General features: G+C 35.8%; 18 protein-coding genes. 13 read left to right on the top strand and 5 right to left on the bottom strand.

Annotated features, from left to right (window positions below):
- Positions 1 to 325: 325 nt before the first annotated feature.
- Both uvrA and QZ136_RS11450 read right to left on the bottom strand, forming a co-directional pair.
- Positions 326 to 3163, bottom strand: coding sequence for an excinuclease ABC subunit UvrA (gene uvrA, locus QZ136_RS11455; RefSeq protein ID WP_291403632.1), 2838 nt, complete (start codon positions 3161 to 3163; stop codon positions 326 to 328).
- A 204-nt stretch (positions 3164 to 3367) separates the two neighbouring features.
- Entirely contained in the window at positions 3368 to 4189 is an 822-nt protein-coding gene (locus tag QZ136_RS11450) for a lytic transglycosylase domain-containing protein (protein ID WP_291403630.1), read from the bottom strand.
- A 216-nt stretch (positions 4190 to 4405) separates the two neighbouring features.
- On the opposite strand from QZ136_RS11450, the gene QZ136_RS11445 reads away from it, so the two are divergent.
- The 6 genes from QZ136_RS11445 (at position 4406) to QZ136_RS11420 (ending at position 11056) form a co-directional block, all read left to right on the top strand.
- Positions 4406 to 5791 (top strand): pseudouridine synthase, encoded by a 1386-nt coding sequence (locus QZ136_RS11445; protein ID WP_291403628.1) that lies wholly within the window; start codon positions 4406 to 4408, stop codon positions 5789 to 5791.
- Positions 5792 to 5840: 49 nt separating this feature from the next.
- Positions 5841 to 6608: a TatD family hydrolase gene (locus tag QZ136_RS11440; protein WP_291403626.1), complete on the top strand. Its 768-nt coding sequence runs from the start codon at positions 5841 to 5843 to the stop codon at positions 6606 to 6608.
- Between the two features lie 92 nt (positions 6609 to 6700).
- Positions 6701 to 7720 (top strand): type I asparaginase, encoded by a 1020-nt coding sequence (locus QZ136_RS11435; RefSeq protein WP_291403624.1) that lies wholly within the window; start codon positions 6701 to 6703, stop codon positions 7718 to 7720.
- 163 nt (positions 7721 to 7883) lie between these two features.
- On the top strand, positions 7884 to 9539 hold the full coding sequence (locus QZ136_RS11430; protein WP_291403622.1) for a sodium/sugar symporter: 1656 nt from the start codon (positions 7884 to 7886) through the stop codon (positions 9537 to 9539).
- Positions 9540 to 9544: 5 nt separating this feature from the next.
- Entirely contained in the window at positions 9545 to 10534 is a 990-nt protein-coding gene (locus QZ136_RS11425) for a phosphotransferase (RefSeq protein ID WP_291403620.1), read from the top strand.
- Between the two features lie 6 nt (positions 10535 to 10540).
- Entirely contained in the window at positions 10541 to 11056 is a 516-nt protein-coding gene (locus tag QZ136_RS11420; protein WP_291403618.1) for a GNAT family N-acetyltransferase, read from the top strand.
- Between the two features lie 78 nt (positions 11057 to 11134).
- Here the strand turns inward: QZ136_RS11420 and QZ136_RS11415 are convergent, their stop codons facing one another.
- Positions 11135 to 11674 (bottom strand): RidA family protein, encoded by a 540-nt coding sequence (locus QZ136_RS11415; protein WP_291403616.1) that lies wholly within the window; start codon positions 11672 to 11674, stop codon positions 11135 to 11137.
- A gap of 25 nt (positions 11675 to 11699) precedes the next feature.
- Positions 11700 to 12194 (bottom strand): RidA family protein, encoded by a 495-nt coding sequence (locus QZ136_RS11410; RefSeq protein WP_291403614.1) that lies wholly within the window; start codon positions 12192 to 12194, stop codon positions 11700 to 11702.
- Positions 12195 to 12402: 208 nt separating this feature from the next.
- On the opposite strand from QZ136_RS11410, the gene QZ136_RS11405 reads away from it, so the two are divergent.
- The 6 genes from QZ136_RS11405 to QZ136_RS11380 all read left to right on the top strand — a co-directional run bounded on the left by QZ136_RS11405 (position 12403) and on the right by QZ136_RS11380 (position 18247).
- Entirely contained in the window at positions 12403 to 13113 is a 711-nt protein-coding gene (locus QZ136_RS11405; RefSeq protein WP_291403612.1) for a LytTR family DNA-binding domain-containing protein, read from the top strand.
- A 3-nt stretch (positions 13114 to 13116) separates the two neighbouring features.
- On the top strand, positions 13117 to 15966 hold the full coding sequence (locus tag QZ136_RS11400; RefSeq protein WP_291403610.1) for a histidine kinase: 2850 nt from the start codon (positions 13117 to 13119) through the stop codon (positions 15964 to 15966).
- 181 nt (positions 15967 to 16147) lie between these two features.
- Positions 16148 to 16501, top strand: a complete 354-nt coding sequence (locus QZ136_RS11395) for a hypothetical protein (protein ID WP_291403607.1) — start codon at positions 16148 to 16150, stop codon at positions 16499 to 16501.
- Positions 16502 to 16530: 29 nt separating this feature from the next.
- Entirely contained in the window at positions 16531 to 16797 is a 267-nt protein-coding gene (locus tag QZ136_RS11390) for a hypothetical protein (protein ID WP_291403605.1), read from the top strand.
- A gap of 14 nt (positions 16798 to 16811) precedes the next feature.
- Positions 16812 to 17411 (top strand): porin family protein, encoded by a 600-nt coding sequence (locus QZ136_RS11385; protein WP_291403604.1) that lies wholly within the window; start codon positions 16812 to 16814, stop codon positions 17409 to 17411.
- 341 nt (positions 17412 to 17752) lie between these two features.
- On the top strand, positions 17753 to 18247 hold the full coding sequence (locus QZ136_RS11380) for a hypothetical protein (RefSeq protein ID WP_291403602.1): 495 nt from the start codon (positions 17753 to 17755) through the stop codon (positions 18245 to 18247).
- A gap of 153 nt (positions 18248 to 18400) precedes the next feature.
- Here QZ136_RS11380 and QZ136_RS11375 read toward each other — a convergent pair whose 3' ends face one another.
- Positions 18401 to 19108 carry a FadR/GntR family transcriptional regulator gene (locus tag QZ136_RS11375; protein ID WP_291403600.1) on the bottom strand — a complete coding sequence of 236 codons (708 nt, stop codon included), beginning with the start codon at positions 19106 to 19108 and terminating at the stop codon, positions 18401 to 18403.
- A 149-nt stretch (positions 19109 to 19257) separates the two neighbouring features.
- Here QZ136_RS11375 and QZ136_RS11370 point away from each other — a divergent pair, with 149 nt between their 5' ends.
- The gene (locus QZ136_RS11370; protein WP_291403598.1) at positions 19258 to 22539 is read left to right on the top strand and encodes a SusC/RagA family TonB-linked outer membrane protein; all 3282 of its coding nucleotides are present in this window, start codon (positions 19258 to 19260) and stop codon (positions 22537 to 22539) included.
- Positions 22540 to 22557: the final 18 nt, after the last annotated feature.

Below are 22557 nucleotides of genomic sequence, written 5' to 3'. Positions count from 1 at the left end.
ATTCCCCCACCTGCGGGGGATACTAGGCGCCTATTCACTACTAGTAAATAATGATCTGTATTTTTTATAGCGCGATTGCAGAGATCGCTGTGCATGTCTCCCTCATTGAGGGTGGTAGGTGGAGGAATATTAATAATAATTTCACTGCTAAGCAGATTCCAACCCCTTTTATTCCCCCACCTGCGGGGGATACTAGGCGCCTATTCACTACTAGTAAATAATGATATGTATTTTTTATAGCAGCGATTGCAGAGGTCGCTGTGCATGTCCCCCTCTAGAGGGGGTAGGGGGAGGTTAAATCGATTAAAATTTTTAGATACGCCTACTAAAACTCCATCTTCAAAAATCTACCTGTATGGCTTTTTTCCACCTTAATTAATTGCTCTGGCGTGCCTTCAAAGAGTATTTGTCCGCCACCTGAACCACCCTCCGGACCCAAGTCAATTACCCAATCAGAAACTTTTACCACATCTAAATTATGCTCAATCACTAAAATGGTATTTCCTTGATCTACTAATCTATTTAAAACACCTAAAAGAACATTAATATCTTCAAAATGGAGTCCTGTAGTCGGTTCGTCTAGAATGTAGAAGGTATTTCCTGTATCCTTTTTAGATAGTTCGGTGGCTAATTTAACACGTTGAGCCTCGCCACCAGAAAGGGTAGTAGATGCTTGCCCTAGGCGGATATAACCTAATCCCACCTCTTGTAAAGTTTTAATTTTGCGATAAATGGCTGGAATTGGCTCAAAAAAAGCTACCGCCTCTTCGATGCTCATGTCCAAAACATCACTAATCGATTTACCACGGTAACGAACCTCCAGAGTTTCACGATTATAACGCTTGCCGCTACATTCCTCACATGGGACCTGCACATCGGGCAAGAAATTCATTTCAATGAGTTTCATGCCAGCACCTTGGCAGGTTTCACAGCGACCGCCCTTTACATTGAAGGAAAAACGGCCAGGTTTATATCCTCTAATTTTCGCTTCAGGAAGCATAACATAGAGGTTTCGGATATCTGAAAATACACCGGTATAAGTTGAAGGATTCGACCTTGGGGTACGTCCGATAGGTGTTTGATCAATCTCAATAACCTTGTCAATATGTTCCAAGCCTTCAATTTTTTTATAAGGCATAGGTTTTTTCTTCGCCCTAAAAAAATGATGATTTAGAATTGGATAGAGGGTTTCAGCAATCAAAGTCGACTTCCCACTTCCAGAAACACCACTTACGCAGATTAGCTTTCCTAAAGGAAATTCGACAGAAACATTCTGCAGATTATTGCCTGTTGCATTTTTAAGGATTAGTGAATGTCCATTACCTTTTCTTCTTTGTTTAGGGATAGCAATTTCCTTCCTTCCACTGATATAATCATTGGTAAGTGTTTGAGCCTTAGCAAATTCGGCAGGAGTACCCTGGCCCACTACTTGTCCGCCATGCACCCCCGCAGCCGGTCCCATATCAATTACATGGTCGGCATTCATGATCATATCTTTATCATGCTCCACAACTAGGACTGAATTTCCAATGTCGCGTAAATTTTTTAATGCCGAAATCAAACGTGCATTATCCCTTTGATGGAGTCCGATGCTTGGCTCATCTAAAATATATAGCACATTAACCAATTGAGATCCAATTTGTGTTGCCAGACGGATGCGTTGCGCTTCACCACCCGATAATGTTTTGGCCGTTCGATCTAGGGTTAAATAGTTTAATCCCACATCCAATAAGAAGCCTATTCTAGAGCGTATTTCCTTTAAAATTTCCTTGGCAATGGTGTTTTGACGCTCCGTAAGTCGATTTTCTAATCCCTCGAACCATTTGCTTAGATTGGAAATATCCATGCAAGCGAGTTCATAAATATTTTTCTGGTCTACTTTTATATGAAGCGATTCTTTTTTAAGTCGCGCACCCAAACATTCAGGGCAGCTTTTTAAAATTCTGTAATTCTCTAAATCTTCACCAATTTCGTCACCACGGCGTTCTGTTTGTTCTTCCAGCATTTTTATGATGCCATCAAACTCAATTTGATAATTTTGAACATTCCATTTATTGTACTCAACAGGAACGCTAATTATATCTTCCGAGCCATTTAAAATAATCTCAATGAGCTCCTCCGGAATTTTTTCAATGGGTGTAGATAAAGAAAAATTATATTTTTTAGATAAAGCTTTTAAAATTTGAAATACCCAAGTCTCGCGATATTCGCCAAGTGGAGCCAATCCTCCTTGCATAATGCTCAATTTCGGATTGGGAATTACGGAGTTTCTATCTACCTCAAAAATATAACCGAGTCCATTACATCGCTCACATGCCCCATAAGGCGAATTAAATGAGAAGGTATTGGGTTGCGGTTCATCATAGGATATTCCCGATATGGGATCCATCAAGTATTTGCTGTAGAAATACTCTTTATTTTCTTTATCGCTGATTTTGATGATACCTTTTGATACTTTTAAGGCCGACTGTATAGAATCGTAAAGTCTTTTTTTATCGTCTTCACTTACAAGTAGGCGATCGATAACCATCTCAATATCATGTATTTTGTAACGGTCGAGCTGCATTTTTGGCGAGAGGTCTAAAATCTCTCCATCCACACGCACTTTTAAATAACCTTGCTTACGGATTTGCTCAAAAAGCTCACGGTAATGCCCTTTACGGCCTTTTACTACGGGTGCGAGGATATTTATTGCTTGTCCATTAAATTTCTCAATGATGCTTTTCAGAATCTGATCTTCTGTCATGCGCTCCATTTTTTGTCCGCTTACATAAGAATAAGCCTCCCCAGTACGGGCATATAAAAGACGCATGAAATCGTAAATCTCGGTAATTGTACCAACGGTTGAGCGAGGGTTTTTGCTGGTGGTTTTTTGCTCGATGGCAATTACGGGACTTAAGCCTGATATTTTATCGACATCCGGGCGCTCCATGCCACCCAAAAACTGTCGGGAGTAGGCACTGAAGGTCTCCATATATCTACGCTGACCTTCAGCATAGATGGTATCGAAGGCTAATGACGATTTCCCACTGCCACTTAGTCCGGTGATAACAACCAACTTATTTCGTGGAAAGGATACATCAATATTTTTTAAGTTATGAACCCTAGCACCAAATACTTCTACTTCACTTTGTTCGCCAAGGTCGGGATTAGATTTATTCATAAATTGAATACTCGCTCTGAATTTTTGCAAAGATGCGATTTTTTAAGGTAGGGATTCTTTTTTCACGCGATAATTAGGCATAAAAGAGTAAAATTTTACCTAATTCTGCTTTAAATAATTTTTTTTAAAAAGAAATGTAAACAGAAAGGCATGAATACAAAAAAGGCTGAATTTCTTCAGCCCATTTTGTTCGGTTTATTAGGATTAGTTTATCAAAATCTGTGGTGTTTTTGAGGCCTTTCCGGCTTCAAAAGGAAAATGATTTTCCGGTTTTTTATTTACTTGCGATAATAGCGTTGTCACTCTGCTTTTATAGCCATGGCGAGTTGGGTTTTCAATGATTTCTTTCATGGAAATCAATTTATATACGTAAGAGGCTGTCTCTCTATTGAGTTTTATCTTGAAATAATCATCTTCTTTTTGGTGATTCATCTGCTTTCTTAGTCCGCCCTCCCCAATATTATATGCTGCTGCAGCTAGCGTCCAACTTCCAAACTCACGGTATAAAGAGTTCAAGTATTTGGCTGCCGCTAGGGTTGATTTTTCAATGTCATGTCGCTCATCTACCTTCGAATTAACCTTTAATCCGAAACTTCGGGCAGTATTTGGCATAAACTGCCAATAACCTTCGGCACCCTTAGGAGATGTCCCATACTTAAAACCACTTTCAACTAAGGGCATGTATTTAAAATCTGCAGGAATGCCATGTTTTTTCAAAATGGGCTCGATGATAGGAAACCATTTTTCTGCAAGATGGTGGAGCTTAGTCGTTTGAATTTTTTGATGGGAATGTGCTCTAAGATAAGCCTTCATTTTCCGTATAACTCGCTGATCTTCAATTGGGAAAGCCTCCTCTGCGAAGCTTAAATTTTGGAGGTAAATATCGTTGGTGATTGTCTTTTGGGATGATGCCGAAGCGATATTCATGAAGCTATCAATATCAGCCGGTTTACTAAATATAAACAATTTGGCAGTTAATAGCAAAGCTAGCATCCCTGAACAAGTTATCAGGTGTTTTTTTATCATTTTGAACCTTTCTTTTATAATATTAGGTGTCAATGTTATACAAAGATACCAATATTTATCTAATTTTCAAATAGTTATGAACTAGAGCCTAATTAAAGGCTTTCTGTTTCTGCGAATTCAAGCTTGAGATTTTTATTCGTAATTCTCATTAATTCAGCTCTTTTCCGTATTTTTAACTATCTTTGTCGTTCTCTCTAAAAGGTATATACATTAATCATGCCATTCAAAAACAATAGGAACAGTCGGGACGACAAATCCACCAATTCAAAACGGACTTCAAGTTCGTCATCAAAAGCTAATTCTTTTAAATCTGATCGTGCTGAAGGCGCTGGCAGTGCAAAGAAGAAGTCCTTTTCCGATGACTCTAAAAAACCTTTCAAAGCAGGTTTTAAAAAGGCAGACGATAGATCAGGATCAAGCTTTTCATCCGAAAAAAGAAGCCCTAAAAGTTTTGGTCGTTCGGGTGGTGCTGATGAAAAATCGTCAGGGGAGCGTTCTTTTGGCAGAAAACCACAAGGCGAAAGTTCATTTGGATCTAAACCTTATGGAAATAGACCAAGTGGAGAGAAGAGAGCTTTTGGAGAAAAGTCGCAAGGCGACAGACCACAAAGTGCTAAACCTTACGGAAACAGACCTAGTGGTGAAAAAAGACCATTTACAAAAGCTTCAACGGGAGATAAGCCCTTTGCTGCCCGTGAAAATAAATATGCTGATAAAAATGCGCCTGTTAAGCGCTTCAATGATAAACCATTTAAATCTCGCGTAAAAGAAGAATATTCTTCATCCGACCGTCCAAAATTTAGGTCGGAGGATAAGAAGTGGACTTCCGAGGAGCGTTTTGTTAATAAGCGTAGTAAGAAGCCGGCAGTAGCTAAAACTGATGACGGACTAATCCGTTTAAATCGTTTTATTGCCAATGCGGGTATTTGCTCAAGGCGTAAGGCAGATGAGCTTATTGCTGCGGGTGTAGTTTCTGTGAATGGGGAGCCTGTTACCGAGCTGGGCTTCAAGGTTGATCCCGCAAAGGATTCGGTTCGCTATAATGGTGAGGCCCTAAAACGTGAAAAGAACGTTTATGTACTATTAAACAAGCCAAAAGATTATATTACTACAACAGATGATCCGCAAGAGCGTAAGACTGTCATGAGTTTGGTTGAAAAGGCATCTCGTGAACGTATTTATCCTGTTGGTCGTTTGGATCGTAACACTACTGGTCTATTGTTAATGACCAATGATGGCGATTTGGCAGAGAAATTATCGCATCCACGAAATAATATTACTAAGCTTTATCAAGTAGAGTTAAATAAGAGTTTATCTCAAGGTGATATGAATAAAATTTTATTCGGTATTGAGCTTGAAGATGGCGTTATTAAGCCTGATGCGGTGAGTTACGTTGCTGGTGGAAGTAAAAAGGAAGTTGGAATTCAAATTCATAGCGGTAAAAACAGGGTTGTTCGTCGTATTTTTGAAAGCCTAGGTTATGAAGTAGTAAAGCTTGATCGAGTAGTTTATTCAAACTTGACTAAAAAAGATCTTCCTCGTGGCAGATGGAGATATCTTGAAGAAAAAGAAATTATTCAGTTGAAACACTTAATAAAATAAGAGTACATGCCTTCAGCGAAAACTGAGGGCATTTTTGTTAATTTGCACCATGATCCTTACCGATACACATACCCATTTATATTACGAAAAAGATCCAGAATTACGCGCTGCGCTCATGCAAAGGTGCCTTGAAAATAAGGTTAGCCGACTATTTCTCCCTAACGTAGATTCGGAATCAATCCCTTTAGTGTTTAGTTTGACGGAGCAATACCCAGAGCATTGTTTTCCAATGCTGGGACTTCATCCATGTGATGTAAAGGAAAATTTTAAAGAAGAACTAGCCTTTATTGAACAGGAAATTTCACAAAGAAAAATTTATGCCATCGGCGAAATTGGAATTGACCTGCATTGGGATAAAACAACATTGAGCATTCAGCAGGAAGCTTTTCGAATACAAATTGCATGGGCAAAGCAATTAGATTTACCCATTGTTATCCATTGTCGCGAGGCTTTTGATGAGATATTTGAAATAATATGCGAATTAAAAGATGAAAAGTTGAGGGGTATATTTCATTGTTTTTCAGGAACATTAGAGCAGGCAGAGCAGGTGATAGATCTTGGCTTTTACCTTGGGATTGGCGGTGTATTAACCTATAAAAATTCTGGTTTAGATCAGGTAGTAGCAAATATTCCCTTAGAGCATTTGGTATTGGAGACAGATTCGCCCTATTTAACGCCTGTTCCTTTTCGTGGGAAGCCTAATGAAAGCAGTTATTTAATTTATGTAGCACAGAAATTGGCAGATATTAAGCAAATTAGCATCGAAAATTTAGCTGAAATCACTACGCATAACTCGAAATTAGTGTTTGGGGTCTAAAAATTGAGCTTAATTCCTTAATTTTATCGCTAGGATATGCTTTTTTGTACATTTTTATATATTTAATAGCCAAAACATAAATTTAGGAATCCATGACTAATGTTCTGATTATCTATACTGGTGGAACAATCGGTATGATTAATGATCCAAAATCGGGGGTGCTTGTCCCCTTCAATTTTGAGCAGATTACAGACCATGTCCCCGAATTAAAAAGGCTAAAGTATAAGTTTAAAGTCCACTCCTTCGATCCCTTAATCGACTCCTCAAACATGAGTCCGGAGGTGTACAAAGAAATAGCTCAACTCATTGAAAAGGAATACGAAAATTACGATGGCTTTGTGGTTCTTCATGGTTCAGATACGATGTCATTTACGGCATCAGCCTTGAGCTTTATGATTGAAAATCTGACCAAGCCAGTAATTTTTACCGGTTCACAATTGCCGGTTAATGGAATTCGTACAGATGCCAAAGAGAATTTAATTACCGCATTAGAAATTGCTGCTGAAAAACGTAAAGGCAAGGCCATGGTTCCTGAGGTGTGTATTTATTTTGATTATAAACTTTTCCGCGCAAACCGCTCTTTTAAATATAATTCAGAGAAGTTTGAAGCATTTAGATCACCAAATTACCCTGTACTTGCCGAGGCCGGAGTTTATCTAAGGTTCAACAGAAACGATATCTTAAAACCTAGTGATGAACCAATTAAGTTCCACACCAAATTGGATAGCGCCATCGGAATTTTGAAATTATATCCCGGAATTAGTCCCGAAATAGTAAAATCCGCACTTTCTGCAAATTGCAAAGCCATCATTATGGAAACCTTTGGGTCTGGAAATACATCTACACAGAAATGGTTTCTAGATCAGTTGAGAGATGCCATAAAGGCAGGTAAGTTGATTTTGAATATTTCTCAATGCAAGGTAGGAACTGTTGAATTGGGACGCTATGAAACCAGCCGAGAGCTCAAAGAAATGGGTGTGGTTAACGGATATGATATGACCTTTGAGGCGGCAGTGACCAAGCTTATGTATCTTCTAGGCAATGTAAAAAGCAATAAAAAAATTGCTGAATACCTGGAGACTGACCTCAGGGGGGAGTTAACTGTATATTAAAATTATATCTAATTTAGGTAATTTATATCTTTTATATTAATATAAATAGACTATTATTCCTCATTTCTAAGAAATTTCCTTGATCTTATCAAATAATCATAAACTCTGGAGATAAATTATTCCGATTTTTTTTATAGGTTTAATCATTCAATCTTTAACGTTTATGCAAAACCTCGACTACTTAGTATTCTTTGTCTATTTTATAATTGTTAGTGCTTATGGATTATACGTGTATAAGAAAAAGAAGCACGAAGATTCTAAAGACTATTTTTTAGCAAAAGATTCGCTTACCTGGTGGGCTATTGGAGCTTCGCTAATTGCTTCCAATATTTCTGCTGAGCAATTTATTGGCATGAGTGGTTCGGGCTTTACAATGGGACTTGCCATTGCGGCTTATGAGTGGCTTGCAGCAATTACCTTGATTGTTGTAGCTGTATTTTTCATTCCTATTTATCTCAAGAATAAGATTTATACCATGCCTCAATTTTTAAAAACGAGGTATAATGATACAGTAGCCATGATTATGGCAGTTTTTTGGCTTCTTTTATATATTGTAGTAAACCTAACATCCATACTTTTTCTGGGGGCATTGGCAATTAGTAGTATTTCGGGTTTAGACTTCGGACTTTGTATGATGGCTTTGGCGGTATTTGCCGTGATAATTACCCTTGGGGGGATGAATGTAATTGGCTATACCGATGTGATTCAGGTTGTATTTTTGATTTTGGGAGGCTTAGTGACCACCTATCTTGCTTTAGATTTGGTTGCAGAGCATTATGGATCATCGGGTGCATTAAATGGTTTCAACCTAATGACAGAGAATTCTGCCGATCATTTTAAGATGATCTTTAAGAAGGATGATCCTTATTATATGGATTTACCGGGACTGGCAGTTCTAGTCGGGGGTATGTGGATTGTTAACTTAAATTATTGGGGTTGTAATCAATATATCACGCAGAGGGCGCTAGGCGCGGATTTACAGACTGCTCGAAGTGGAATTTTATTTGCAGCCTTTCTTAAATTATTGATGCCTGTGATTGTTGTTTTGCCTGGTATTGCCGCATTTGTATTGTATAAAGAAGGAGTATTTAGTTCTGAAATGACCCTGAATGGGGAGGTAGTAGCAGATCGTGCCTATCCGGTATTGTTGAATTTATTGCCTGTGGGACTTAAAGGATTGTCGTTTGCGGCATTAACTGCTGCGGTAGTGGCTTCATTGGCAGGAAAAGCAAATAGCATTGCGACTATTTTCACTTTAGATATTTATAAGAAGAAAATCAATCCGGCGGCAAGCGAAGAGAAACAAGTACAAATTGGTCGTTTAGTCATTATTCTTTCAATGATTATGGCTGTTGCGATTGCTCCTTATTTAGGAATTGATAAAAAAGGCGGATTCCAATACATTCAAGAGTACACTGGATTTGTATCCCCTGGAATATTTGCCATGTTTATTTTGGGCTTCTTCTGGAAGAAAACTACTTCAAATGCTGCTTTGTTTGCAACTATTGGCGGTTTTGTCTTGTCGGTGCTCTTTAAAATCTCACCAAATTATATCGATTTAGAATTCCTTTATGCTTCAGGTTATGCCATACCAAATGCGGAAGGAGTTTATGAAATTCCGTTTATCGACCGTATGGGTTTTGTATTTCTGATTTGTGTGGTCTTGATGTTTTTTATCAGTATGTATGAAAATCGGAATGGAGTAAAACCTGTGGGATTGGAAGTGGATAGTAGCATGTTTAAACCCACGCCAGCATTTATTGTTGGGGCTCTCATTGTAATTGGCTTTGTAGCAGCCATGTACGGAATTTATTGGTAAGATAAATGGAACTTGATTCTTTTGAAAAGGTTAAGCAATACCTGATTATAGAGGGTCTGGTACATTTTGATGATGAAGTACAGGTGGTGCATTTGCCTGGCGGTGTTTCGTGTAGGGTTTGGAAGATTATCCGAAACACAGACCAATGGGTATTAAAACAAGCGCTACCGAAGTTGGATGTAGAGGCTGATTGGTTCTCTGATGTGGAGCGTATTCACAGGGAACATGAAGTTATGCAGCAAATTGATTTGCTTGTCCCTGATTCTAAAATACCAAAAGTTCTTCATGTAGATTATAGAAATCATGTGTACATGATGACTTTTGTGAGGGATGCTTCCGAAACCTGGAAAAGTCAGATGATGCGGGGTGTTTTTAATCCAGAAAGTGCAAAAAGTTCAGCCAAACTACTTAGTCAAATCCACGTATTTAGCCATAAAATTGATGAAAAACATCAATCGGAATTTAAAGACCAGAGCTATTTTATTCAGTTGCGAATTGAAGCATTCCATAGTTTTTTAATTCAGCAATATCCTGATTTACAGATAGATATCAATAAGTTAATTGATGAGCTAACCTTAGAAAAAACATGTTTGGTTCATGGAGATTTTTCTCCTAAAAATATGCTGGTTCAAGAAAAGGGACAGATAGTGCTATTGGATTTCGAGGTAGCCCATTGGGGGAATCCCGTTTTTGATGTGGCTTATTGTTTGGGACACTTGATGTTAAAAGGCTGGCATTTAAATAAACACGAAGAAATATTCCTTCTAATAATCACATTTTTAGATAATTATGAGTATCGAGTTCAAAATTTAATTCCTCATTTAGGTTTGATGTTATTGGCGCGGATGGATGGGAAATCGCCAGTAAATTATATTCAGGATTCAAAATTGAAGGATCAGATTAGGGCAATTGCAATTGATTGGATTAGGAATGGGACTGAGATGGCTGATGTGGCTGAAGAGATAAGGGTGAAATTGACTTTGATTAATAAATAAGGATTGATGAATTATATTCTTGAAACAGAGAGATTAGCATTACGTGAGTTAAATGAAAGTGATGCTTCATTTATTATCGAACTATTAAATTCGGATGGTTGGTTAAAATATATTGGAGATAGAAATGTTAAAACAGAGGATCAGGCTAGAGATTATCTGAATAATGGCCCAATTAAAAGTTATCAAGATAATGGTTACGGATTATATTTAGTTGAACTTAAAAACGAGAAGATTCCTATTGGTATTTGTGGGATAATTAAACGGGATACTCTCGAATTCCCTGATATCGGTTATGCTTTTTTACCGAAGTATATGGGACAAGGTTATGCTTTTGAGATTGCTCAACAAACCTTGCAATATGCTAAAAACCAATTGAATATCAATAAAATTTTAGCAATAACAAATCCTGAAAATAAAGCTTCCATTAAATTATTAGGTAAATTGGGCTTGACATTTCAAAAAATGATAGATGCAACAAATGATTCTATTGAGCTTAAGTTGTTTAGTAGCTTACTCAAATAAAGCACATCGAAACATCAATAAAACTAGGTGTATTTAGGTTTAGTAATTGAGCTTTTTTAAGCTATCGTCTAATTCTACTTAATCTACATACGCAATACAATCAATTTGTACCAATATACCATCGCGACCCATTTGATCAATACCACAGCCCGTGTATGAGCGAACAGGTGCTGGATCAGGAAAGAATCCGCGATAAGCTTCATTTAATGCAGCAATATTTTGATTGGGTTCTGCTACCGTCATGTGTACTTTTAATACATTGGCCATGGATGAGCCTGCTTCTTCCAAAACCTCTTTCATGGTTGTTAGGGCGCTGTGAATCTGGACTTTAATATCTCCCGGTTCTGCTCTTCTTTCGGCATACCAACCCCCAATTCCAGAGAGAAATAATAAATGACCAGAACGAATGCATCCTGAAAGTACAGATGCGGGCTTAGTCGCGCCAGACACTGTAGGATTTGTGTTCCCACCGCTATTACTTTTACGAATAACTTGTTTCTTGGGAGTCCACTGATTCCTTTTCGGTTTTTCTTGTGCTTGTCCATTTTGTGGAATTACTGCCGCAGCGCCTACTAAAGGTAAAATGGAAAGACTTTTTAATACATTTCTACGATTCATAAATATTTTGATTTATTTCTATCATTTAATCTACATAAGCGATGCAGCTTACCCGGCATAAAATGCCATCTCGACCCATCTGACTAATTTTGGAGCCACTATATGATCTAGTTGGTGGGTTTTCTGGGAAAAATTCTTGGTAGGCTTCATTTAGGGCTGCTATGTTTTTATTTGGGTCGGCGACCGTCATTTGTACTTTAAGCACATTTGCCATGGATGAGCCAGCACCTTCCAAAATGCCTTTCATGGTTGTAAGGACACTTCGTATTTGAACTTTTATATCACCCGGTTCAGTGCGTTGGCGTGCATACCAACCACCAATGCCTCCAATAAATAATAAATTGCCAGAGCGTATGCAGGAGCCTGCAGCTGTTTTGATAAGTTCTTTTTTGGGGAACCATTCATCAGAATTAGCCTTATCAATTGGATTTTCCGAAAGCGATTGTTTTCCCACTACGGCACCAGTACTGGCCACTAAAGGTAAAATACTTAGGCCTTTTAAGATTTCTCTACGTTTCATAATCAGCAAATTATAATTAAATATAACAATTTGCGCTTATTTAAAATATTAGGGTGAGGCGCAACTAGTATTGATTTATCAAACCATTGTCGCAAGTACTAAATTCTACTCGAGCAATAAAAAATATAATTTAGAAATTATTTTTCGTTTGAAATACTATTTATTAAATCTGATTGAAATAATTTTTATTTTTGATTAATAATATTCTATGCGATTAAGAACTATAATTGTTGATGACGAAGAATTAAATCTAAAAAATTTAGAAATTTTACTTCAGAATTTCTCGAATATTGAGCTTGTAGGCTGTTTTAAGACTGTTGAAATGGCTAGGCTATTTATAAAGCAAAATAAAGTAGAATTGCTTTTTTTGGATGTTTCAATGCCTGTTGAGGATGGATTTGATTTATTGAATCATTTTCCAAAGAGGGATTTTCAAGTTGTATTTGTTACTGCCCATGAAGAATATGCATTAAGAGCCATAAAAACTGGGGCAACAGATTATATTTTAAAGCCCATTTTGTTAGGAGAGTTAGAACAGGCTATAAACAAGGTTTTAGTATTCTATAAGGCGCAAGAAACAGCTAATAATTTAAATTCTGGAAATAAGATCATGTTATCATACGAAGGTGGAAAATCCTTAATTGAGTTTTCAGATATTATATATTTAAATGGCTTCGATAATTTGACAACGCTCTACTTAACTAAAAACAGAAAATTAACATTAAGTAAAACCTTAAAGTATTTTGAAGATGCGCTTTCAATAGATTTTGAACGCATACATAAATCATACATAGTTAATTTGAAATATGTATCCAAGGTATTATCAAATGATGGTTTTTTTGTAGAGCTTATCCAAGGCGATGTATTGCCCATTTCGCGAAGAAACTTTAAAAAGTTCAATGATAGTTTAAAAGGATAAATAATGAAAAAAGCAATTTTTATAGCTTTATTTTTTGTCCTGAACTTAACTATTGTCAAAGCGCAATTTGAATTTAAATATAGAAAACTTACAACCGAAGATGGTTTACCCAGCAATACCATTTATAGTATCTGCGAAGATAAAAAGGGAAATATTGTTTTAGGGACAGACAATGGCATTGCCATTTTTAATGGAAATCAATTTAACAATTTGAACATCAACAACGGACTAAGCAGGCCCTATGTTGTGGCTTCAACAGCAGATAAAAATGGTACAGTTTGGGCGGTTTCCTATTTCGGTCAATTACAAAAGCTGGTAAACAGTAAAATAATAAATACAAATATTAGCACTAGTTATTATAATGAAATATTGACTACGGGGAATGAAATTTTACTTTTTAACAGGTTTAATCGTTTACCAAACAATATGGGTTATCAATATTTATTGCTAACTACAAGTGGCAAGCAAAAGCAAGTTAATCAATCTTACAATTTCCGAACTAAAATGGTTCTTCCTTTTTATGTTCAAAATAACGAAAAAATAGAAATTGTTAATAATAACATCGTTTATAAGGCCTATCGAATACCCCTGCCGACTCAAATAAGTTTGTTGCACAAAATTATCTTCAGAAAGAATGACGTTTGTCTTTTAGACGATAATTTATTGTTTATTGTTGATTTTAATGGTAAAATTTTAAGTCAGATTAAAATTCCAATGCCACTTACCGCATCGTTTAAAACCAATACCAATTCTTACAACTTTAGTTTTATAACAGATAATAACGAAAACTGCTGGCTAAATATTCAGAAAAAAGGGTTGTTCATGCTTCAAAACGAAACATGGGTCAATATTAGTAATTCCTTAAATTTAAGCAGCGAGCAAAACATTAATTTTTTATATAGCGACAAAAAGGGTCAAGTGTGGATTGCCACACACGATGAAGGCTTATATTGCATTCCAAGCACGCTTATACAAAGTTTTAAAAGCTCAACGGCCGAAAATTTTTTTAATGGTTTTGCCTTTTCTCAAAATAAAAAACGACTCTTTATAAGTACGAGGTTTAACCTGTACAGCTTCGAAAATGATAAGCTTAGTCATGTTAATAAATATAAGGGGGATATAAAAGTTGACGATTATAACCAAGCGCCAGTACTGCTAATTCAAGATAATTTGGCGGCTCGATGGGATAAAAAATTAGGGCTGTTTATGGTTGCAGGCCGACAGCTTTTAAAGACCGATAAAACTGGTGCTTATGTGTTAACGGTATCTCCGCAATTGGTACGTTTTAAAAATGGAGTGTCTAAATCATTATTGTCTGCAAATCATGCTACTGAGAAGGTTAACAATGTAGTTTACCATAAAAATCAGTACTACTTTAATAATTCAGAAAAAATAAATATTAGAAAGTTTGATGATAACAGCCTGAGCGATGTACGTGATTTGAAGGTGAAAATTACAGGATTTATTTCTGATTTCACCTTTATGAACGATACGATGTGGGTTGCGGCAAATAAAAAAGTTTATAAATTAATTAATGAAAAAATTGTAGACAGCATTGAGAAAATTAACAATGTACAAATTGGAGAAGTTCGCAAAATAAAGAATATAGGTAGGAATATCTTTTTATGTTCATCTAGTGGTTTATTTATTATTAATGAGAACAGAAAATTCTTCCTCAACAAGTATAATTTTTTGCCAAGTAATGAAGTTAGCAACGTAACAGTTTTTGGAGATGAACTTTTTGTTGCTACAAAAGAGGGTTTAGCCAAAATTGATTTAGAAATTTTTAATTCTTCATTCTCCAAACCAATATTTGAAGTTTTTAAAGGTAAAGGTAAAGTACAAAATGAGATCAAATTAGATCATAGTGAAGATCAGTTCAGTTTAAATTTAGTCATTCAAACTAATAACCATCCTAAAAATCAGGTTATTAACTATAAGATAGACAATCAAGATTGGATTCAAAATCCAAATGAAAATATCAATTTCCAGTCCCTTGCCTATGGTTCTCATCAATTGAGTGTAAGGGTAAGGGATGTAAATTCTGATTGGTCAACACAAACGTTTAAGGTATATCGCAATTATCCTTTTTATTTAAAGTGGTGGTTTGTTTTGGCCGCAACATTAATCATTATAGCCTTAGTTTGGTTTTTATACTATAGGCAAGTGAATAAGTTGAAACTGAAACAGAGCCAAGAAATTTTCATCAACAATAAAATTTTAGAGTTAAGGCAAAGTGCATTGGCAGCAATGATGAATCCGCATTTCATTTTCAATTCGCTAAATGCAGTTCAATACTATATTAATAGTCAGCAGGGTGCAAAGGCCAGCGAGCATTTGGCAAAATTGGCTCGTTTGGTACGTCTGTTTTTATCACAAGCAGCAGAACCTTTTATTACTGTGGCAGACGAGATAAAGAGATTGCAAATTTATTTAGAGTTAGAGCAAATACGTTTCAATAATTTTAATTTTCAAATAACTGTAGGTGAGAATATTAAGGAAAATGAATTAAAGATTCCAAATATGGTATTGCAACCTTTTATTGAAAATGCAATATTGCATGGGGTATCGCACTTACAAACAAATGATGGTTTAATAGACTTAAAATTTAGTTTGAATGAAGATGTATTAACAATTGACCTAACTGATAACGGTTTGGGAATTAGCCAAAATAATCATAATAATAGCGAGCATGTATCTAAAGCACTTCATATGATTAAGGAGCGTTTAGATATTTTGCAGCAAACCTATCCAGATAAGATATTTTCTTTGACTTACCATACTCCATTCCCTGAACAGATAAACAAGGGACACCAAGTGCTTTTAAGGCTATCTGTGTTCAATCAAAGCTAAAATTTACCGCTTTCTAAATAGAGCATACCGTTTTCTAATTGTTTTTTTGTTGCGTAATTACGAGCGCTACATTTAACCATTAATTAATTTTACTAACAATTAAACAATTAAAAACATGAAAAAACTATTAATGGGTTCAATTTCCCTTTGCCTATTTTCTCTAGCTATGATTTTATTTCAAATGAGTTGTAAGAAAGATGTGGTAGCTCAAGCTTCATCAGCCTCAACTCAAATTAACAAAATAGTGTACTATAGATGGAATGATAGCGCTGGTGCCTTACAAATTTGGACAGCAAAATATGATGGCACTGCGAAAACCTTAATTAACATCAGCTTGCCTACGGGTATGGAATTTGACGATGATACCCTGCCAAAACTATCTCCAGACGGAACAAAGGTGTTTTTCACGTCACTAACTCCGAATGTTGGAAACACCGATAGAGACATATACGTGGTCAACATAGATGGAACAAACCTTACTAAAATTATAGATGCTACCGGTGACGATGAGGTTGCGATAGGTGGCGCTTACTAGTAAGCCAAATTGTTAGAACAATATAAACTATGGGATACCCAATCATCCTTCATGGTTTTTATATATTATCTGGCTTGACTTTTCCTATCGAGAAAAAAGATAGGGATGCTAATGGCTTTCCATTAGGCTTGATAACGCAGTGGAAGACAGGAAATAGGGTGGGACAAGGTACGGTCTTATTAAAATTGATGCATAAACTCCTCTTAAAGGGACCGAATAATGATTCCTCTAAAGGGCATTCGGATATAGCCATCAGTTTCTCATTAAATGTAAATAAAACTCAATCTATAAATTAAATTTCAAAACAATCATGAAAAAGTTAATACTTATTGCCCTTTTGGTTATACCTGCAAGCATCGTTTTTGCTCAAACAACTAAAATAGGATTTAAAGCAGGTTTGAATATAAATAATGTAAGTAGCAATGACGATGAGCTAGAACAGGAATTAAAATCACGTACCAGCTTACATTTTGGTTTAATTGCTGATTTTCAAATGAGTAAATCTTTGTCATTTCAGCCACAATTATTATTTAGTGGTCGTGGTGCTAAATTTTCTGATGAGGACGAATCAGAGGTTTATGCTTTTAATTCATTAGAATTACCACTTAATTTTGTCTATAGAAAAGATTCGGCTAAAGGTATTTTTCTTGGTATGGGTCCTTCACTAGGGTACAATCTTAATGGTAAATATAAAGAAGATGATGATTCAGAAGATATTGAATTTGGATCTGAAGAAGGTCAAATTAGACGACTTGATTTTGCGGTAAATGCTTTAGTAGGATATCAAATTTCAAAAAAGTTACTTATTTCTACTAATTACAATTTAGGACTAAGTAACTGGACTAATAATAGTGAATCGACTTGGAAAAACAACATTGTTGGTATTTCAATTGGTTATTTCTTTAAATAGTTATTCAATAGAGGCTGTATCATAAATCATGGTCAGCCTCTTTTTATCTTCAGGGAATAACTTTCTGATTTCGAGTAATTTGTTTTATTTCTAGTCTTATTTGTTGGGCATAATCATCTGATTTACGTAGCAAAACAGATGTTTTATGGCAGTGAGACAAGTCTTTTTTAAGCCTTATTATAAACAGCAGATCACGGCTATCCCGCCTACTCTAGATGAGGAAAAATGCCAGAACCACCTGATTTCACAGATTTGAGCTGGTGTCTACAAGCAATGTAAAACTCGAAAAAAAGCTGTATCGGTTTATTTTGATATAGCCTCTTTTTATAGGTAAAACCAAAATGTCAATTAATAGTATCAACAAGTTTAAGGTATTAACAATTTATTTCTGGATGTTTTTTGCGGTACTGGCATACGGTCAAGAAACTAAAAGGACTTTAAGCCCTGCTTTTAAGAATGACCCTAATATGGCTGCTTTTAATCAGCCGGAGCTCACTTATGGTAAAAATATAGTTGGCACAATTGATATTTTCGATAATTTCTTGATGATGGATAGTGTCATTTTCGAAATCACTTATAAGTCGGCATACAAACCTGCCTTGCTCCCAAAATCATTCATGGATTTAAAAAAAGTAAACTTAAAAACGGTATTCAACAACGAAAAAAATAATAGTATAACCATTAAAATGTACAATATGCAGCATTTAAATAATGGTAATACAACACATTTTTATGGCTTTTATATGGATAAAACTATTGAGAAAGGTACTGTGCGACTTACATTTTATACCAATACGCGTAAGAAATATCAGTCTTCTGTTATACCGATCCTATAGTTCCTGTATTCAAGGCAAAATAATTAATAAGCTTCACCGATTTAATATTTTCTCTATTCTAAATTCGAAGATTATTTTACCCTGGGAATTAAATGATTTAGGTTCTGCAGGAAATTATTTATTCGAAACTTGCGATGCTTCAAAAAATAATTCTTATGAGAAAATTCGTGCGAAATGATTCTCTAGGTGATTTCGCATAGCATTTCTAAAGGCCTCAGCATCTCTACATTCAATAATATCCACTAATTCTTTGTGTGAGGCGTATTTTTTGTTATCCATGGGTTTTTTTAGTAAACCACTTAAATGGACATAGTTAAAAACGGGAAGCAAAAGTTTTTGGAATTTTTTTAAGGTTTCGTTTCTGGTAATTTCATAGAGTTTACCGTGGAACTTAATCTCCTCTTCAATTAAAAATAAGGTGTCGTAAGATCTAGGAGGATCGTTTGCAACTATCTGACGCAATTCTTTGATGTCTTGATCTGTAACACGTTCTACAATAAAATCGGCCATTCCAATTTCTAAAGACAAGCGCATTTCGAAAATCTCTTTCAAAGTATCATCATCTAAAAGTCTGGGATCCATGCTTTTACTGATGATGGAAATGATATCTGGACTCGTAATTACGGAACCTTTTTTCTTTTTGGATTCCAGTAATCCGATCATGCGTAATCGTGACAGCGCTTCACGTATCACTGTTCTGCTAACACCTAGAGCCGCTGAAAGTTCCAATTCTTTAGGAATTGAATCGCCTACTTTAAGGTTCTTTTCAGTTAAAAATTCAATAATTCTCTTCTCAACACGATCAACCAGTGAGGTGTTATCAATCTTTTGAAGCTCCTTATCGCTATTAATGCTTTTCATTTTGTGCCGCAATTTATTAAAAATCATGGTTTTATTAAACCATTTTATTTTTCCAAACAATAAAAAAAATGAATCTAAAATTTGGAAATGTAAAATTAAAAAAACAAGTTTGTATTATGTCGTACATAATACAAATTAATTAAAGAATTATGAAATCAAAAAATACCTTATTAAGGTGCTTGTTTTCGGTAATTGCACTTTTGCTTTTTACCGTTGCACAAGCTCAAACCGGTAAAATTACAGGCCGTGTCGTTTCGGATGACGATAAGCTGCCATTACCGGGAGTAACAGTTCAAGTGAAGGGTAAAGCAACTCTTAGTCAGGCGGATGCGAATGGAGATTACTCTATTGCAGCAGGTCAAGGCGATGTTTTACTTTTTCGTTTTGTTGGGTTTATGAATCTAGAAATTCCGGTTGGAACATCTAGTGTTGTAAATGCCTCACTCAGAATGGATTTATCTCAGTTAGATGAGATAGTTGTTTTGGGTTATGGTACCCAAAAAAGATCAACCATTACTGGTTCGGTATCTAAACTAGATCCTAAAGTATTGGAAACTGGTGTTCGTTCAAATCCGGCATCAGCCTTAGCGGGAACCATTCCGGGATTAAGAGTTCAGCAAACATCTGGTAGACCAGGTGCTGTTCCGAACATTGTACTACGTGGTGGAACTTCTTATGGAGGTGTTGGTTCACCATTAGTTATGGTAGATGGTTTAATTCGTAGTGGATTCAGTGATATCAATCAAGATGATATTGAATCTATCGAAGTATTAAAAGATGCATCTGCAACAGCTATTTATGGTGCTAGAGCAAATAATGGTGTTATTTTAATTACTACTAAATCTGGTAAAGATGGTGTTTCAAACATCACTTTTAAAGGAAAAACTGGTGTAAATAAACTAAACATTCCATTCAATTTCTTAAACGCGAGAGATTATTTGTATTGGGCGAGAAAGGCTATTCAGACTTCTGGATCATATGAGCCGTCTCGTTTAGCACAATTAACTTCAACTGGTCCGTTTGGAACTGGAAACTTATTCAAAGATGCTGCAGGTAATTTCTTAGATGGAAATGTTACTGGAAATGCTGTTTGGAGTACCATGTTTTTAGACGATGTAAACAAAGTGAAGTTACAAGATGGTTGGGAGACAATGATTGATCCAATTACTGGTAAAGAATTGATTTTCAACAATTTTAATTACAAAGATTACGCTTTGCGCGATTATGCTTTGACTCAAGACTATAATGTTTCCATGACTGGTGGAAATAAGAATGGTAGTTATTATGCTGGTTTGGGTGCTTATGACGAAGGAGGTATGCCAATTAATACTTTTTACAAGCGTTTAACTTTTGTTTTCAATGGTGAATACAAAATTAAGCCCTGGTTAACTTCTACGTCAAATTTAAACTTTGCAGATGCCAAATGGCGTGATCCAGTAACTAGTGGTGAAGGCAATTATTTAACTCGTGCTTTAGGAGCTCCTCCTACAATGCGTGGTGTAAATGAAAGAGGCGAATTATTAATCGGTCGTGATGTTGCTGATGGTAATCCAGCAGTTAATGATGATAAATTTATAAGAAGAAATAATTCCAATAAATTTACTTTATCACAAGCTTTCAAAGTTAATTTCCTTCCAAACTTAAGCTTTAGGGCGAGTGGTAACTTTTACTATGATGAAGGATTTAACGAAGCATTTAATAGAGATTATTTAAATAGTCCAGGTAATATTAACGTAACTCGTTCTAGCAGTGCCTCCTTTGCTCGTATATTAAATCAAACTTTTAATGGAGTATTGAATTATCGCGCTACTTTATTAGAAAAGCATCATTTTGATATAATGGCAGGAACTGAATTTTTTGATAGTTATTCTAAAGGATTATCTGCTTCAGGTTCTGGGGCGCCTTCAGATGATTTCATGGATTTAGCTTTAACTAATTCGGATAAAGATAGACGTGGAATTGATAGCTATCACAACAGAGAGACTATTTTGTCCTTCTTCAGTCGCGCGAATTACGATTACGATGAAAAGTATCTTTTAACATTAACCTTACGTCGTGATGGTTATTCAAGATTGATTAATAATCGTTGGGGTAATTTCCCAGGTATTTCTGCTGGATGGAATATTCACAAAGAAGATTTCTTCCAAAAATATACTAATGTCATTAATTCATTAAAATTAAGAGCTAGTTACGGTGAAAACGGAAACGTTAGCGGAATTAGTCAGTATGGTTTACAAGGTTCATACTCAACAAATAAATATGATGGTAGAGTAGGTTATCTTGTTGGTGGATTACCTTTCCCTGATTTATTGTGGGAGCGTTCTGCAACTTATGAAATTGGTATAGAATCACGTCTATTAGATAGACTTGATTTATCTATTGCCTATTATGATCGTAAAACATCTGATAAAATCTCTAGCTTCACATTGCCTGCAACTTCTGGATTTACCTCTTTAACCACAAATAATGGAAGTATGCAAAACAGAGGTGTGGAAGTCGACTTAAATTATAATGCATTAAGAACAAGCGATTGGACCATTAATTTCTCAGCGAACATAGCCTACAACTCCAATAAAGTGTTGAAATTACCTAATAATGGATTGCCAAATAACCGTATTGGAGGTTTTGAAGTTTATGATCCTAAAACTGGTCAACTAGTATTTGTTGGTGGAACTCAAGAAGGTCAAGATCCAAATGTGGCTTATGCTTATGTAGCTCAAGGACTTTATAGAGATCTGGCTGATCTTTATACTCATGCAAATAGAAGAGATTTATTAGGGGCTAAGGTTTTAGTGGGTCCGGGTATTTACTATGGAATGACCCCTGCTCAAAAAGCAACAGTGTTCCCAATAGCTTTGGGAGATGTTCAATGGCAGGACGTGAATGGTGATGGTACCATTAACTCTTTCGACCGTGTAAAAATGGGAAGAACAGTTCCTAACTGGATTGGTGGATTTGGAGCTAATGTTAAATACAAGAGCTTAGCACTATCGTCACGTTTTGATTATGCATTAGGTTTTGTTTCTTATGATGGTCCGCGTGCATGGTTTTTAAGTAATGCTCAAGGTACATTCAACACTACTGATGAAGTATTTGATACCTACACTCCTGAAAATACAAATGCTAAATACCCAACCTATTACTGGGCAGATCAATTGTATAAAAATAATACTTTCAGAGAGTCAAGTATGTTTTATAAAAAAGGAGATTACTTAGCATTGAGAGAAGTGAATCTTACCTATTCATTACCAAAAAATTGGGCGAACAAAGTAAAGAGCCAGAATATTAATTTATCTGTTTCTGGTCAGAATTTGGCTTATTTCAGTGAGTCAACTTTATATTCTCCAGAATCTGGAAGTATCGGAATTGGCGGTTCTGGAGGTTATCCACTACCAAGAATCTTAATTTTTGGTGCTCAGCTTACATTTTAAAGAATAATGAAAATGTAA

Origin of the sequence: Daejeonella sp. (assembly GCF_017495225.1) — a bacterium.
GTDB lineage: Bacteria > Bacteroidota > Bacteroidia > Sphingobacteriales > Sphingobacteriaceae > Daejeonella.
The sequence above is the reverse complement of the archived record's forward strand: the minus strand, read 5'-3'. Positions and strand labels throughout refer to the sequence as shown.

Coding starts and splice junctions, on each gene's coding strand:
- QZ136_RS11380 (WP_291403602.1), top strand. CDS start 17,753: ATGTCAATTAATAGTATCAACAAGTTTAAGGTATTAACAATTTATTTC.
- QZ136_RS11445 (WP_291403628.1), top strand. CDS start 4,406: ATGCCATTCAAAAACAATAGGAACAGTCGGGACGACAAATCCACCAAT.
- QZ136_RS11440 (WP_291403626.1), top strand. CDS start 5,841: ATGATCCTTACCGATACACATACCCATTTATATTACGAAAAAGATCCA.
- QZ136_RS11450 (WP_291403630.1), bottom strand. CDS start 4,189: ATGATAAAAAAACACCTGATAACTTGTTCAGGGATGCTAGCTTTGCTA.
- QZ136_RS11400 (WP_291403610.1), top strand. CDS start 13,117: ATGAAAAAAGCAATTTTTATAGCTTTATTTTTTGTCCTGAACTTAACT.
- QZ136_RS11375 (WP_291403600.1), bottom strand. CDS start 19,108: ATGAAAAGCATTAATAGCGATAAGGAGCTTCAAAAGATTGATAACACC.
- QZ136_RS11420 (WP_291403618.1), top strand. CDS start 10,541: ATGAATTATATTCTTGAAACAGAGAGATTAGCATTACGTGAGTTAAAT.
- QZ136_RS11395 (WP_291403607.1), top strand. CDS start 16,148: ATGAGTTGTAAGAAAGATGTGGTAGCTCAAGCTTCATCAGCCTCAACT.
- QZ136_RS11370 (WP_291403598.1), top strand. CDS start 19,258: ATGAAATCAAAAAATACCTTATTAAGGTGCTTGTTTTCGGTAATTGCA.
- uvrA (WP_291403632.1), bottom strand. CDS start 3,163: ATGAATAAATCTAATCCCGACCTTGGCGAACAAAGTGAAGTAGAAGTA.
- QZ136_RS11435 (WP_291403624.1), top strand. CDS start 6,701: ATGACTAATGTTCTGATTATCTATACTGGTGGAACAATCGGTATGATT.
- QZ136_RS11385 (WP_291403604.1), top strand. CDS start 16,812: ATGAAAAAGTTAATACTTATTGCCCTTTTGGTTATACCTGCAAGCATC.
- QZ136_RS11415 (WP_291403616.1), bottom strand. CDS start 11,674: ATGAATCGTAGAAATGTATTAAAAAGTCTTTCCATTTTACCTTTAGTA.
- QZ136_RS11425 (WP_291403620.1), top strand. CDS start 9,545: ATGGAACTTGATTCTTTTGAAAAGGTTAAGCAATACCTGATTATAGAG.
- QZ136_RS11405 (WP_291403612.1), top strand. CDS start 12,403: ATGCGATTAAGAACTATAATTGTTGATGACGAAGAATTAAATCTAAAA.
- QZ136_RS11430 (WP_291403622.1), top strand. CDS start 7,884: ATGCAAAACCTCGACTACTTAGTATTCTTTGTCTATTTTATAATTGTT.
- QZ136_RS11410 (WP_291403614.1), bottom strand. CDS start 12,194: ATGAAACGTAGAGAAATCTTAAAAGGCCTAAGTATTTTACCTTTAGTG.
- QZ136_RS11390 (WP_291403605.1), top strand. CDS start 16,531: ATGGGATACCCAATCATCCTTCATGGTTTTTATATATTATCTGGCTTG.